This window comes from Pseudonocardia benzenivorans CB1190 (assembly GCF_000196675.2).
In the GTDB taxonomy this organism is placed as follows: Bacteria; Actinomycetota; Actinomycetes; order Mycobacteriales; family Pseudonocardiaceae; genus Pseudonocardia; species Pseudonocardia benzenivorans.
In genome coordinates this window covers 4,070,655-4,084,747 of record NC_015312.1, presented here as the reverse complement: position 1 = coordinate 4,084,747, position 14,093 = coordinate 4,070,655, and the positions used below count along the sequence as shown (strand labels likewise).

Genomic DNA, 14,093 nt, shown 5'->3' with positions numbered 1-14,093 from the left:
TTGGATAGTGTTGTCGGTGGTCATGGCGGAGGGGAAACGCCCGGTCCCATCCCGAACCCGGAAGCTAAGCCCTCCAGCGCCGATGGTACTGCACTCGCCAGGGTGTGGGAGAGTAGGTCACTGCCGGCATCAAACATGTGGTACGAAGTGGGCCCCAGCCGTCACGGCTGGGGCCCACTTTTGTATTCTGGACCCATGAGTATCGCGGATGGTTCCGACGATAACCGTCCGCGACGCGATCGTCGTGACGGAAATCGTCAGGGTTCGGGTCGGCCCGCCGGAAATGGCGGACGGGCTAGCAGAAATGATCAGGGCGAGCGGCGCGACCGTTCTCGCGACAGCGGCCGTGTCGGTTCCGGCTGGACTGCGCGCGAAGGTGATCGCCGCGGGGACGATCGGCCGCGCCGCCAGGACGGCGACCGGTCCGGGCGCGACGACGCCCGTGGGTCCCGCCCGAACCGCGACGACAGGTCCCGCGGCGGCTACCGGGGGTCCGACCGCCCGCGTGCCGATGGTGACCGACGGTCGCGGGACGACCGGGGCCCTCGCCCTGGCAGCGGCCAGGGCCGGGACGACCGGCGCGGCGGTGGCTACCGGTCCGACCGGCGCAGCGATGACCGGCGCAGCGATGACCGGCGTGGCGATGACCGCGGCGGCCGTCGGGACGACTCCGGCCGCGGCGGGCCGGGCGGCCGGTGGCAGGACAAGCGCGAGAACGGTTTCCGGCAGGTCCGCAGCGGCGGCGGCACGGATCGGCGACCCCACGGCCGTGGCGATGCCCGTGACGACCGGTCGGGCGGCGGCTGGCGCCGTGAGGGTGACGACCGCCGGCGCGACGACCGGGGACGTGACGACCGTGCCGGCTCGTCGCGCTACGGCGACGACCGCGGCAGCTCCCGCGGGTACACCGCCCGGCGCGACGACCGGGGCGGCTCCGCCGGGTACGCCGGGCGGCGCGACGACCGCCGTGGCGCGGACCGCCCCTACGGCAGCAGCGAGCGGCGGTCCCAGGACCGTGGGCGCGACGCGGAGCGCGAGGGCCGGCCTCGCTGGGAGGACCGGCGCCCCACCGGCGACCGCTCCCGCGACGACCGGTCCCGCGGCCGGCGCTGGGACGAGCGGGGCGGGGACGATCGCTCCGGTGGCGCCCGGCGCCACGACCGCCCCGGGACGGACCGCCTCGCTGCCGACCGTGCCCCGTACGACCGCTACCGGGACGACCGCCGCAGTGACGACCGCCGCAGTGACGACCGCCGCAGTGACGACCGCCGCAGTGACGACCGCCGCAGTGACGACCGGGACAGGGACGACCGTCGCGGGGACGGCGGCCGTCGTGAGAACCGGTACGGCGACAACAGGTTCCGCAGCGACCGCAGCCGCGACGACCGGCCGGCCGGCGGCCGCGGGTATCGCCGCGACGACCGGCCGGGTCGTGAGGACCGGCCCCGGCGCGACGACCGGGTGACCCGCGACGACCGCAGCGGCTGGGACGACCGCAGCTCGCGGGACGACCGCAGCTCCCGGGACGACCGCGGGGACCGGGCCGGCGGCTGGCGTCGCGACGACGCCGCCGGCGAGAGCGCCCCTGACACGTCGGGTGGCTGGAGCGACGACCGTCGTGAGGATGCTCCGACGCCGCGGCGGCGCGGGCCACTCGGTGGAGCCGACTTCGCACGCCGTGACGCCGGCTCGGCGCCGTCGGGACCCGACGCCGCCGACGAGGCCGGCCCGGCCGCGCCGACGTCGGGTTCCGGCATCGGCGACGCCGCGGCGGCCCACGACCGCGCTGAGGGCGACGAGCCGTCGGCAGCGGCGGAAGGCGGGGCCGGTGACGACCGTGACCGCGGGCCTGCGCGCCGGCCGGCCGGTCGGCAGTACGCCGACCGTACGCGGTCCGACCGGCGCGAACCGCGCGGCTCCTGGGACCGGGACCGGCCGCGTCGCGACGACGACCGCCGCGGGCCCGGCCGCGGCCGTGACGACCGCAGGGACGACCGTCGGGACGCACGGCGCGACGACCGCGACGATGCCGAGCGGCACGTGCGCGCACCCGTCCTCGACGACGCCATCGCGGCGTCCGACCTGGACTCCGAGGTCCGTCGCGACCTGCGCGGCCTGCAGAAGGAGACGGCCGAGACCGTGGCGCGCCACCTGGTTGCGGCGGGCTCCCTCGTCGACGACGACCCGCAGCTGGCGCTGGAGCACGCGCGGTACGCGCGGCGCCGGGCGTCGCGCATCGCGGTGGTGCGGGAGGCGTCGGGCATCGTCGCCTACCACGCGGGGGAGTGGACCGAGGCGCTCGGTGAGCTGCGCGCGGCCCGTCGGATGGGGGGCGGCCCCGGGCACCTGGCGCTGATGGCCGACATCGAGCGGGCCCTCGGCCGTCCCGAGCGGGCACTCGAGCTGACTCGCGGTCCCGAGGTCGCCGACCTCGCGCCCGCCGACCGCATCGAGCTGCTGATCGTCGCGGCCGGTGCGCGCCGCGACCTCGGTGAGCTCGACGCCGCGATCGTCGGGCTGCAGGTGCCCGATCTCGACCCGGTCCGGCGTGACCCGTGGAGCGCGCGGCTGTTCTACGCCTACGCCGACAACCTGCTCGCCGCGGGCCGTGAGGCCGACGCCGTGCAGTGGTTCGTGCACGCCCACGACGCCGACGTCGAGGGCGAGACCGACGCCGCCGCCCGCATCGCCGAGCTCACCGGCGAGGAGCTCGAGTCCGCCGACGACATCACGTTCGGCGAGGAGGAGTACCCCCTCGACGACCTCTCCGCGGGGGAGGCCGACGTGAGCACCGCCGTCGAGGATGTCGTCGACCCGGGTTCTCCCGACCCGGGCCCTCCCGACCCCGCCGGGTCCGACCCCGATGCGTCGGACCCGGACGCTCTCGACCCGGAACCGGTCGTGGACCAGGGTGGGAGTGACGACGAGACGTCCACCGGCTCCGGGCCCGTCCCGGCCGAGGACGCGGCGACGACAGGAGACACCGACGTGAACGAGGCAGCCACCGGCCCGGACATCGACGCCGAACGCCCCGACGCGCGATGACCGACCAGCGGAGCCTGCTCAAGCTGCACGACGTGCTGCTCGTCGACCTCGACGGCACCCTCTACGCGGGCCACGACGCCATCCCGCACGCCGTCGACGCGGTCGTCGACGCCGCGGCGCGTGGTGTGCGGACGGCGTACGTCACCAACAACGCGTCGCGACGGCCGTCGGAGGTCGCGGCGCACCTCGGCGAGCTGGGCTTCCCGGCCACGACCGACGACGTCATGACCAGCTCCCAGGCGGGTGCGGCGCTGCTGGCCGAGCAGGTCGACCCGGGTGCCGCGGTCCTCGTCCTGGGGACGGACGCGCTGGCCGAGGAGTGCGCGCTCGTCGGACTGAAGCCCGTCCGCGAAGCCCCCGGTGCGGTGGCCGTCATCCAGGGGCACAACCCCGACACGGGCTGGCGGAACCTGGCCGAGGCGTCGGTCGTGCTGCGCGCCGGCGGGATCTGGGTCGCGACGAACACCGACCTCACCCTGCCCACCCCGCGCGGCCCGCTCCCGGGCAACGGTGCGATGGTCACGGCCCTGAAGGTCGCGACGGGTCTGGAACCGCAGGTCGCGGGCAAGCCGGGACTGCGGCTGGTCCGCGAGGCGGTCGAACGCAGCGGCGCGCGCGCCGGGCTCGTCGTCGGCGACCGGCTCGACACCGACATCGAGGGCGGTCACGCGGCCTCGCTGCCGACGCTGCTGGTGCTCACCGGGATCAGCGGGCCGTCCGATGTCCTCGCCGCCGTGCCCCAGCAGCGGCCCGCCTACGTCGCCGCGAACCTCACCGCGCTGCCGCGACCGGCGGTCGAGCTCGCGACGGACGCCGTGCGGCCGGGCTGGTACGTCGAGGCCGCGCCGGACGGCGGCGTGCTGCTCGCGGGCGACGGCGACGGCTCCCCCGAGCCGGGGCTCGACGCACTCCGCTCGCTCTGCGCGGTGCACTGGGCGCGCGGCGGCGGCCCGTACACGCTGCGCACCGACGGCGACGCCGCCGCGGGGGTCGCGACGGAACTCGGCCTCGTCACGCGCGACGCGCAGGACGTCGGCGCCGCGACGGGCGCGTGAGGTCCGCCTCGTCCCGAGCGACCTCGTCGGCGGGCCGGTCCGCCGTCCCGGGCGGACCGGCTACCGTGGCGGCATCCGACGCCGTCCCGGGAGCCAGACCATGACAGACCCGTCACCGGATCGCCCGGCACCCCGAGCGGTGCCGCTGCCCGGTGATCCCCGTCCGGGCCCGCCGCCCTCCGCGCCGGCGGGTGCGCGGCCGGTCGAGGCCGTGCGCGCGTCGGTCGAGCGGGCGGTGGCCGGGCTCGACGCGGTCGCCGGTCGGCCGGTGGCCGAGCACGTCGCGGCTTTCGAGGCCGTGCACGCCGCGCTCGGCGAGGCGCTCGCCGCGGGCGGCCCGTCGGGCGACCAGCCCGACGGGCGGTGACGGACGTGGCCGTCCGGGCCCGGCTCGACGCCGAGCTGGTCCGCCGCGGCCTCGCCCGGTCGCGGGCGCAGGCGGCGGAGATGATCGAGCAGGGCCGCGTCGTCGTGCGCGGCGTTCCGGCCGGCAAGGCCGCGACGCAGATCGACCGGGACACCCCCGTCGTCGTCGCGGAGACCCCCGGGCGCGAGTGGGCCTCCCGGGGCGCGGCGAAGCTGCTCGGCGCCCTCGACGCGTTCGAGGTCGACGTGACGGGCCTGCGCTGTCTCGACGCGGGCGCCTCGACCGGCGGGTTCACCGACGTGCTCCTCGACCGCGGCGCGGCGAGCGTCGTCGCCGTGGACGTCGGCTACGGCCAGCTCGTCTGGCGGCTGCGCAGCGACGAGCGGGTGCAGGTCCACGACCGCACCAACGTCCGCGCGCTCACGCCCGACGACATCGGCGGTCCTGCGGCGTTGACCGTCGCCGACCTGTCGTTCATCTCACTGCGCACCGTGCTGCCGGCGCTCGTCGCGTGCACCGAGCCGGGCGGGACGCTGCTGCCGATGGTCAAGCCGCAGTTCGAGGTGGGCAGGTCCCGGCTGGGGTCGGGCGGGGTCGTGCGCGACCCGGCGCTGCGGCTCGCGGCGCTGACCGAGGTCGCGGGCGCGGCGCGGGAGGCCGGGTTGCGGGTGCTCGGCGCGGTCGCGAGCCCGCTGCCGGGCCCGTCGGGCAACGTCGAGTACTTCCTGCGGCTGGAGTCGGGGCCCGGGGACGCCGACGCGGGCGACGACGTGCTGGCCCGTGCGGTCGCGGAGGGCCCCCGGTGACGCAGCCGCGGGAGATCCTCGTCGTCCTGCACACCGGGCGGCCGAAGACGCGCCGCACGGCGGCGGCGGTCGCGAAGCGGCTCGCGGCCGAGGGCGTGCGCATCCGCATGCTGGAGGCCGAGCGCAAGCGCGTCGACCTCGACCTGCCGCCCGGGTTCGAGCCGGTCGTCGTGCCCGAGGAACCGGGCCGGGCGGTCGGCTCGGAGATGGTGCTGGTGCTGGGCGGCGACGGGACGCTGCTGCGCGGTGCCGCGCTGGCCCGCGCGTGCGGGGTGCCGCTGCTCGGGGTGAACCTCGGCCACGTCGGTTTCCTCGCCGAGGTCGAGGAGGACTCGCTCGACGCGGCGGTGGACGCGATCGTCGCGCGCGAGTACAGCGTCGAGGAACGCATGACGGTCGACGTGGTCGCCCGCGTCAACGGCACCGAGCTGGGCCGCACGTGGGCGCTCAACGAGGCGTGCGTGGAGAAGGCGAGCCGCGAGCGGATCCTCGACGTGACGCTGGAGGTCGACGCCCGCCCGGTGTCGAGCTTCGGCTGCGACGGCGTCATCTGCGCGACGCCGACCGGCTCGACGGCGTACGCGTTCTCCGCGGGCGGGCCCGTCGTGTGGCCGCTGGTCGAGGCCCTGCTGCTGGTGCCCAGCAACGCGCACGCGCTGTTCGCGCGGCCGATGGTGGTCGCGCCGGACTCCCACCTCGCGATCGAGGTCCATCCCGACGGGCCGGCCGCGATCCTCGACTGCGACGGCAGGCGCACGATCCCGCTGCCGCCCGGCGCCCGGGTGGAGATCGGGCGCGGCGCGCAGCCCGTCCGGCTGGTGCGGCTCGACGGGCGGCCGTTCGCCGACCGGCTCGTCCGCAAGTTCGACCTGCCCGTCCGGGGGTGGCGAGGTCAGCGCCGTCCCGACGCGGACGACCGCCCCGACGCGGCGGACGAAGGCTGAGCCGCCGGTCGCCGCAGGCCGGGGGGCCTGTGGATGGCGGCGGGCGCGATGTCGGTCCGGCGCCGTACGCTTCGGCGCATGCTGGCCGAGATGAGGATCCAGGGCCTCGGCGTGATCGACGACGCCACCCTGGAGCTCGACCCGGGGCTGACGGTCCTGACCGGTGAGACCGGCGCGGGCAAGACGATGGTGGTCACGGGGCTGTCGCTGCTGGGCGGCGGCCGGGCCGAGGCCTCGCGGGTGTCGGAGGGGGCCCGGCGGGCGGTCGTGGAGGGCAGGTTCCTCGCCCGGGCGCAGGCCCTCGCCCTGGCCGAGGAGGTCGGCGCGGACGTCGACGACGGTGAGCTGATCGCGGTGCGCACGGTGTCGGCCGACGGCCGGTCCCGTGCCCATCTGGGGGGCCGTTCCGTCCCCGTCGGGGTGCTGGGCCGGCTCGCCGAGGCGTCGCTGGCCGTGCACGGCCAGAACGACCAGCTGCGCCTGCTGCGCCCGGCCGACCAGCGGGCGTTGCTCGACCGCTACGCCGGCGACGCGGTCGCGGCGCCGCTGCAGGCCTACCGCGCGGTGCGCGCGGAGTGGCAGAAGGTGTGCGCGGAGCTCGTCGAGCGCCGCGACGGTGCCCGCAGGCTGGCCCAGGAGGCGGACCTGCTGCGGCACGGGCTGGCGGAGATCGAGGCCGTCGCGCCCCGGCCCGCGGAGGACCGTGAGCTGGTCGAGCAGGCTCGGCGGCTCGCCGCGGCCGACGACCTGCGCGAGGCCGCCACGGGCGCGCGGGTGGCCCTCGCCGGTGCCGACGACGCGGCCGCCGCGATGGACGCGCCCGGCGCCGCCGGGCTCGTCGGGGAGGCGCGCCACCGGCTGGCCGGCTCGGAGGACCCGGAGCTCGCGGCGCTCGACGCCCGCCTCGGCGAGGCGCTCGCCGTGCTCGACGACGTCGCCGCGGAGCTGACCGGTTACCTCGACCGGCTCGACGCCGATCCCGAACGGCTCGCCGCCGTGCTCTCGCGGCAGGCCGAGCTCCGGGCGCTGACCCGCAAGTACGCCGCCGACACCGACGGTGTCCTCGCCTGGGCCGACGAGGCCAGGGCGCGGCTGCAGAACCTCGACACCTCCGACGAGGCGCTGGCCGCACTGGCCGCCCGCCGCGACGAGCTGGCCGTCGAGCTCGCCGGGCACGCCGCCGCGATCACCGCGGCCCGCACCGCGGCCGCCTCCCGGCTCGCGGCCGAGACCACGGCCGAGCTCGCCGGGCTCGCCATGCGCGACGCGGTGCTCGCCGTCGGGGTGGCGCCGCGGACGGCGTCGCCGGAGGCCGTCGAGGCGGGGGAGGCGATCGTCGTCGACGGCACCCCGCTGGTCGCCGGCGGATCGGGCACCGACGAGGTCGAGCTGCGGCTCACCCCGCACGCCGGGTCGGCGCCGCAGCCGCTGCACAAGGGGGCGTCGGGCGGCGAGCTCTCGCGCGTCATGCTCGCGCTGGAGGTCGCGCTCGCCGGCGCCGACCCGGTGCCCACGATGGTGTTCGACGAGGTCGACGCCGGCATCGGCGGGCGCGCGGGCGTGGAGATCGGCCGGCGGCTGGCCCGGCTGGCCACCAGCCACCAGGTGATCGTCGTGACCCACCTGGCCCAGGTCGCCGCGTACGCCGACCGGCACCTGGTGGTGCACAAGGCCGGCGCGGGCGGGGTCACCCGCAGCTCCGTGCGCACCCTCGGCCAGGAGGACCGCGTCGTCGAGCTGGCCCGGATGCTCGCGGGGCTCGACGAGACGTCGTCGGGCCGCGCGCACGCCGAGGAGCTGCTCGCGACGGCGGACGGTGACAAGCGCGCCGCCCGCTCGGCCCCGAAGGGCAGGGGGCGCACGCGCCGCGCGAGCTGACGCTCCCGTCCGCGGACGGCTGCGACCTGCGGCCCGTGCGACGGCGGTGCGCACCGCGCGGCCCCGAACGGGTGGTGATCTCACGGGGCGTCCCCGGCGTGCCTGCACGGGATCGTCCGCCCCGGATGTCACAGTGCGTGCATGAAGCTGTCCGGCCTGCTGAACCGCTCGCGACCCGAGCTGCCAGGGCTCGCCGCGACCGCCCGCGTCGACCGTCGGACCGACGCCCTGCTGCGCCGCCTGCGCCCGGGCGACATCGCGGTGATCGACCAGATCGACATCGACCGGGCCACGGCCGACGCGCTGGTCGCGGCCGAGGTCGCGGCCGTCGTGAACGCGTCGCCGTCGATCTCCGGGCGGTTCCCGAACCTGGGTCCCGAGGTGATCGTCGGGGCCGGGATCGTGCTGGTCGACGGCGTCGGCGAGGACGTCCTGCGCACCGCGAAGGACGGCAGCAGGCTCCGGCTGCACGAGGGCGTCCTCTACTCCGGCGAGACCGAGATCGCCCGCGGTGTCGAGCAGGACGCCGACTCGGTCGCCGACGCGCTCGTCGAGGCCAAGTCGGGGCTGACCCACCAGCTCGAGGCGTTCGCCGCCAACACCACGGAGTTCATGCGCCAGGAGCGCGCCCTGCTGCTCGACGGGCACGGGGTCCCGGAGGTCGAGGTCGAGCTCGCGGGCCGGCAGGTCCTCGTCGTGGGCACCGGGTTCGACCACACGAAGGAGCTGGCCCGGCTCAAGGACTACATCCGCGAGTACCAGCCGGTGCTGCTCGGGGTCGGCGCGGGCGCCGACGCGCTGCTCGCCGCCGGGCACCGCCCGCACCTCATCGTCGGCGATCCCGCCGAGGTGTCGACGGACGCGCTGACCAGCGGCGCCGACGTCGTCGTGCCGGCGTACGCCGACGGGCACGCCCCTGGCCTGCACCGGGTGCAGGACCTCGGCGCGAGCGCGGTGACGTTCCCGAGCACGGCCAACCCCGAGGACCTCGCGCTGCTGCTGGCCCACCACCGCGGCGCGTCGATGGTCGTGACCGTCGGCCTCTCGGCGAGCATGGCCGAGTTCCTCGACCGCGGCCGGTCGGGCAGCAACGCCTCGACGTTCCTGACCCGGCTGCAGCTGGGCGGCACCCTCGTCGACGGCCGGATGATCGCGGCGCTCTACCGCAGCCGCATCTCGGTCGGGGCGATCGTGCTCATGATCGTGGCCGCCGCGGTCGCGGTCGTCGCCGCGCTGCTCGTGTCCCGGGCGGGCGACGCGGTGTTCGACGCGATCGTGCAGGCCTGGCACACCGTCGTCGGATGGTTCAAGGACGTGTTCGGGTGATCTCCCTGCGGTACCACGCGGTGTCCATCGCCGCGGTCTTCCTCGCGCTCGCCGTCGGGGTCTTCCTCGGCTCGAGCGGGCTCTCCGACCGCGTGCTGTCGGCCGTCTCGGCCACCCGCGACGACCTGTCGACGCAGGTCGACCAGCTCACCACCCAGCGCGACGCGTTGCTCGCCGAGCAGGCCTCCGCCGACCAGTTCGCGGCGCGGATCGGGCCGTCGGTCGTCAAGGGGCTGCTCACCGGCCGGTCCGTCGCGGTGGTCACGGTCGGGGCGACGGCTGCCGACCGTGACGCCGTCGCGTCGCTGATCGGCCAGGCGGGCGGCACGACGACGGGGACGCTCGCCCTGACCGACGCCGTCACCGACCCCGGCCGGGCCGACCAGCTGCGTGAGCTGACGGCCCAGCTGCTCCCGACGGGCGCGCAGCTGCCCGCCGCGTCGGACCCGGGGAGCCTCGCGGGCGGACTGCTCGCCGCGGTGCTCGCGCTGCGCGACGGGAAGCCGCAGGCCACGGCGGACCAGGCGCAGGCCGTGGTCTCGGGCCTCACCACTGCCGGGTTCGTCACGGCGGGCCCGGCGCCCGCGCCGGCCGACCTGGTGCTGGTCGTCACCGGGTCGACGTTCCAGGGCCCGGACGCGGGTGACGCCGCCGCGGTCCCGGCCCGGCTGGCGACCGAGCTCGACCGCGACTCGGCGGGCGCGGTGCTCGTCGGACGGCAGGGGTCCGCCGCCGCGACGGGGGCGGTCGGGGTCGCGCGCGCCGACCGCACCGCCACGGCGGGCCTGTCGACCGTCGACGACGTCGACACCGGTTCCGGCCGGATCGCGACGGTGCTCGCGCTGCGCGAGCAGCTCGACGGCAAGGCCGGCAGCTACGGCTCGGGGCCGAAGGCCGACGCGACGGTCCCGGCCTGACCGTCGGAGACCCCGGGTGCCCTCGGACCGCTGTGCCCCCGGGGCGCTGTACCCCGGACGGCCGTGCCGAGAGCGCTGTGCCCCGGACGGGTGACGACCGACCGGCGGGGCGCCCGCAGCGGATCCGGACCTTCCGGGTAGGCTGAAGTTCCGTGCAGCCACGCGCCACACGCCATCTGTTCGTCACCGGAGGGGTCGCTTCCTCGCTCGGGAAGGGGCTCACCGCCTCCAGCCTCGGTCAACTGCTGACCGCCCGCGGACTGCGGGTGACCATGCAGAAGCTCGATCCCTACCTCAACGTCGATCCCGGGACGATGAACCCGTTCCAGCACGGCGAGGTGTTCGTCACCGAGGACGGCGCCGAGACCGACCTCGACATCGGCCACTACGAGCGCTTCCTCGACCGCGACCTGCACGGTCGCGCCAACGTCACGACCGGGCAGGTCTACTCCGAGGTCATCGCCAAGGAGCGGCGTGGCGAGTACCTGGGCGACACGGTCCAGGTCATCCCCCACATCACCAACGAGATCAAGGACCGCATCCTCGCGATGGCGGCGCCGGACGCCGACGGGATCGTGCCCGACGTCGTCATCACCGAGGTGGGCGGCACGATCGGCGACATCGAGTCGCTGCCGTTCGTCGAGGCCGCTCGTCAGGTCCGCCACGAGGTCGGCCGGGACAACTGCTTCTTCCTGCACGTCTCGCTGGTGCCCTACCTGGCGCCGTCGGGCGAGCTGAAGACCAAGCCGACCCAGCACTCGGTCGCGGCGCTGCGCAACATCGGTATCCAGCCCGACGCGCTGGTGCTGCGCGCGGACCGGGAGATCCCGGACGCGATGAAACGCAAGATCTCGCTGATGTGCGACGTCGAGCTCGACGGTGTCGCCGCGGCGCCCGACGCGCCGTCGATCTACGACATCCCCAAGGTGCTGCACCGCGAGGGGCTCGACGCCTACGTCGTGCGGCGGCTGGGACTGCCGTTCCGCGACGTCGACTGGACGGTGTGGGGCGACCTGCTCGACCGCGTCCACCATCCACGGGAGACGGCGCGGATCGCGCTCGTCGGCAAGTACGTCGACCTGCCCGACGCGTACCTGTCGGTGACGGAGGCGCTGCGGGCGGGCGGGTTCGCGCACCGCGCGCGGGTCGAAATCCGGTGGGTGCAGTCGGACCTGTGCGAGACCCCGGCGGGCGCGGCGGCCGCGCTCGAGGGTGTCGACGGGGTGCTCGTGCCCGGCGGCTTCGGCATCCGCGGGATCGAGGGCAAGCTCGGCGCCGTCACCCACGCCCGCACCCGCGGCATCCCGACGCTGGGGCTGTGCCTCGGCCTGCAGTGCATGGTGATCGAGACCGCCCGCAACGTCGCCGGCCTCGAGGGCGCCAGCTCGACGGAGTTCGACCCCGCCACGGCCCACCCGGTCATCTCGACGATGGCCGAGCAGGTCGACGTCGTCGCCGGGGAGCGCGACATGGGCGGCACGATGCGCCTGGGCGCCTACCCGGCGACGCTGGTCGACGGCGGGATCGTCGCGAAGGCGTACGGGACGACGGAGGTCTCCGAGCGCCACCGGCACCGCTTCGAGGTCAACAACGCCTACCGCGACCGGCTCGCCGAGGCGGGCCTGCGGTTCGGTACCTCGCCCGACGGCACGCTGGTGGAGTTCGTCGAGCTGCCGGCCGAGGTGCACCCGTTCTTCGTCGGCACCCAGGCCCACCCCGAGCTCAAGAGCCGCCCGACCCGGCCGCACCCGCTGTTCGCCGCGTTCGTGCGCGCCGCACTGGGCTACCGGGCGGCGGAGCGGCTGCCGGTCGACGTGCACGGCGACGACGCCACGCCGGAGCGCCCGGCCCCGCAGGAGGCCGTCACCGTCGACGCGGACGCCTCGGCGAACGGTTCCGTCGCCGCGGTGCGCCCGTGACCGACCGGCACGAGTTCGCCGTCGAGTCGTCCGCCGACGTCTACGAGGGCCGGGTCATGGCCCTGCGCACCGACCGGGTCGTCATGCCCGGCGGGCGGGTCGCGACCCGGGAGATCATGGAGCACCCGGGCGCGGTCGCGATCGCCGCGCTCGACGACGAGGACCGGATCGTGCTGATCCTGCAGTACCGGCACGCCGTCGGACGGCGGCTGTGGGAGCTGCCGGCCGGGCTGCTCGACGTCGCCGGGGAGGACCCGGCGGTGACGGCGCGCCGCGAGCTCCACGAGGAGGCGGGCCTCGAGGCACGCGAGTGGTCGGTGCTCGTCGACACGGTGCCCTCGCCCGGGTTCTCCGACGAGGCCGTCCGTGTCTACCTGGCCCGCGGGCTCACCGACGTGGGCCGACCCGCGGGGGAGGACGACGAGGAGGCCGACCTGCAGGTGCACCGGGTGCCGCTCGACGAGGCGCTCGCGATGGTGCTCGACGGCACGATCGTCAACGGTGCGACGGTGGCCGGGGTGCTCGCCGTGCACGCGCTGTCGGGACGGGCCGGCAGACCCGTCGACGCGCCGTGGGTCGACCGGCCGCGGCGGTTCGCCGCGCGCCTCGCCGCCCGCGCCGCCGACTGACCGCGCCGCCGACCGACCGACCGCGCCGCCGACCGCGCCGCCGACCGCGCCGCCGACCGAGCACGCGGCGGGGGAAGGCGCCGCTCGACGGCGAAACGCCGCAGGTCGGGCACACTGCGCATCCGATCACGCGGATCCGCACGGAGCGGGGTGTGAGGAACACCCGTCGGCCCGGCCGGGAGCCCGTGCCGGGCATAGGCTCCCGGCCATGGCTGGTATGCGCTTCGGCATGTTCGTTCCCCAGGGCTGGCGGCTCGATCTCGTCGGCATCGAACCCGCCCGGCAGTGGGACGTGATGAAGGGCCTCGCGCAGCACGCGGACGCCGGTCCGTGGGAGTCGGTCTGGGTCTACGACCACTTCCACACCGTCCCCGTTCCCACCGACGAGGCCACCCACGAGGCCTGGACGCTGATGTCGGCGTTCGGCGCGGTCACCGAGCGGGTCCGGCTCGGTCAGATGTGTACGTGCATGGCCTACCGCAACCCGGTGTACCTGGCGAAGGTCGCGGCGACGGTCGACATCGTCTCCGGGGGGCGCGTCGAGATGGGCATCGGCGCGGGCTGGTACGAGCACGAGTGGCGGGCCTACGGCTACGGCTTCCCGGGCGCGGCCGAGCGGCTGCGGATGCTCGACGAGGGCGTGCAGATCTTCCGGCAGGCCTGGACCGACGGCGTGGTGAACTTCGCGGGCCGGCAGTACACCGTCGACGGGGCCCGGGTGTTCCCGACGCCGCTGCAGGACGGCGGGATCCCGCTGTGGATCGCCGGTGGCGGTGAGAAGGTCACGCTCAAGATCGCGGCGCGCTACGCGGCGTACACGAACTTCGACGGCACGCCCGACGGCTTCACCCGCAAGTCCGAGCTGCTCGCGGAGCACTGCCGCGAGGTCGGCACCGACTTCGACGCGATCGTCCGCTCGGCGAACTACAACGTCGCGATCGGCCGTGACGAGGCCGAGGTCGCGGAGCGGCTGCGGCGGATGCACGACCGCGTCAGCCGGATCGCCGGCTCGGAGCAGGCCGACCGGCAGCTCGGTGCGGTCAAGGGGATGCCCGCGTGCGGGACCGTCGAGCAGGTCGTCGAGAACCTGCAGGACCTGCAGAAGCGCGGGCTGGCCTACGGGATCTTCTACTTCCCCGAGGCGGCCTGGGACCGGTCGGGGATCGAGCTGTTCGAGCGCGAGGTCATCCCCGCCCTCTCCTGACGT

At 75.8% G+C, this 14,093-nt stretch carries 12 protein-coding genes and 1 rRNA gene; 12 read left to right on the top strand and 1 reads right to left on the bottom strand.

Going from position 1 to position 14,093, the window contains the following annotated elements; all coding sequences use genetic code 11:
- Positions 1-12: 12 nt before the first annotated feature.
- Positions 13-129: ribosomal RNA gene (gene rrf, locus PSED_RS19225) — 5S ribosomal RNA — on the top strand.
- Here rrf and PSED_RS19220 read toward each other — a convergent pair.
- Positions 130-2,040 (bottom strand): hypothetical protein, encoded by a 1,911-nt coding sequence (locus tag PSED_RS19220; RefSeq protein WP_193788425.1) that lies wholly within the window; start codon positions 2,038-2,040, stop codon positions 130-132.
- Between PSED_RS19220 and PSED_RS19215 the strand changes: the two genes are divergently transcribed.
- From PSED_RS19215 to PSED_RS19165, 11 genes are all read left to right on the top strand, one after another.
- Positions 2,041-3,045: a tetratricopeptide repeat protein gene (locus tag PSED_RS19215; protein ID WP_013675911.1), complete on the top strand. Its 1,005-nt coding sequence runs from the start codon at positions 2,041-2,043 to the stop codon at positions 3,043-3,045.
- Entirely contained in the window at positions 3,042-4,100 is a 1,059-nt protein-coding gene (locus tag PSED_RS19210; RefSeq protein ID WP_013675910.1) for an HAD hydrolase-like protein, read from the top strand. The genes PSED_RS19215 and PSED_RS19210 overlap by 4 nt, the downstream gene beginning before the upstream one ends.
- A gap of 100 nt (positions 4,101-4,200) precedes the next feature.
- Positions 4,201-4,467 (top strand): hypothetical protein, encoded by a 267-nt coding sequence (locus PSED_RS19205; protein ID WP_013675909.1) that lies wholly within the window; start codon positions 4,201-4,203, stop codon positions 4,465-4,467.
- Between the two features lie 5 nt (positions 4,468-4,472).
- Complete coding sequence (locus PSED_RS19200; RefSeq protein WP_013675908.1) at positions 4,473-5,273, top strand: TlyA family RNA methyltransferase; 801 nt, start codon at positions 4,473-4,475, stop codon at positions 5,271-5,273.
- Complete coding sequence (locus tag PSED_RS19195) at positions 5,270-6,217, top strand: NAD kinase (protein ID WP_013675907.1); 948 nt, start codon at positions 5,270-5,272, stop codon at positions 6,215-6,217. The genes PSED_RS19200 and PSED_RS19195 overlap by 4 nt, the downstream gene beginning before the upstream one ends.
- Before the next feature lie 78 nt (positions 6,218-6,295).
- A complete protein-coding gene (gene recN, locus PSED_RS19190) occupies positions 6,296-8,095 on the top strand; it encodes a DNA repair protein RecN (protein ID WP_041761666.1) in 1,800 nt (599 codons plus the stop codon).
- Between the two features lie 141 nt (positions 8,096-8,236).
- Positions 8,237-9,421, top strand: a complete 1,185-nt coding sequence (steA, locus tag PSED_RS19185; RefSeq protein WP_013675905.1) for a putative cytokinetic ring protein SteA — start codon at positions 8,237-8,239, stop codon at positions 9,419-9,421.
- Positions 9,418-10,338 carry a copper transporter gene (locus tag PSED_RS19180; RefSeq protein ID WP_013675904.1) on the top strand — a complete coding sequence of 307 codons (921 nt, stop codon included), beginning with the start codon at positions 9,418-9,420 and terminating at the stop codon, positions 10,336-10,338. The genes steA and PSED_RS19180 overlap by 4 nt, the downstream gene beginning before the upstream one ends.
- Before the next feature lie 152 nt (positions 10,339-10,490).
- Positions 10,491-12,257 carry a CTP synthase gene (pyrG, locus tag PSED_RS19175; protein ID WP_013675903.1) on the top strand — a complete coding sequence of 589 codons (1,767 nt, stop codon included), beginning with the start codon at positions 10,491-10,493 and terminating at the stop codon, positions 12,255-12,257.
- Positions 12,254-12,886, top strand: a complete 633-nt coding sequence (locus tag PSED_RS19170; RefSeq protein WP_013675902.1) for an NUDIX domain-containing protein — start codon at positions 12,254-12,256, stop codon at positions 12,884-12,886. The genes pyrG and PSED_RS19170 overlap by 4 nt, the downstream gene beginning before the upstream one ends.
- A 217-nt stretch (positions 12,887-13,103) precedes the next feature.
- On the top strand, positions 13,104-14,090 hold the full coding sequence (locus tag PSED_RS19165; protein WP_041759867.1) for an LLM class F420-dependent oxidoreductase: 987 nt from the start codon (positions 13,104-13,106) through the stop codon (positions 14,088-14,090).
- Positions 14,091-14,093: the final 3 nt, after the last annotated feature.

Bases quoted from the DNA above. Each gene is read 5' to 3' on its own strand.
- steA (WP_013675905.1), top strand. From the start codon at position 8,237: ATGAAGCTGTCCGGCCTGCTGAACCGCTCGCGACCCGAGCTGCCAGGG.
- PSED_RS19210 (WP_013675910.1), top strand. From the start codon at position 3,042: ATGACCGACCAGCGGAGCCTGCTCAAGCTGCACGACGTGCTGCTCGTC.
- PSED_RS19205 (WP_013675909.1), top strand. From the start codon at position 4,201: ATGACAGACCCGTCACCGGATCGCCCGGCACCCCGAGCGGTGCCGCTG.
- PSED_RS19165 (WP_041759867.1), top strand. From the start codon at position 13,104: ATGCGCTTCGGCATGTTCGTTCCCCAGGGCTGGCGGCTCGATCTCGTC.
- recN (WP_041761666.1), top strand. From the start codon at position 6,296: ATGCTGGCCGAGATGAGGATCCAGGGCCTCGGCGTGATCGACGACGCC.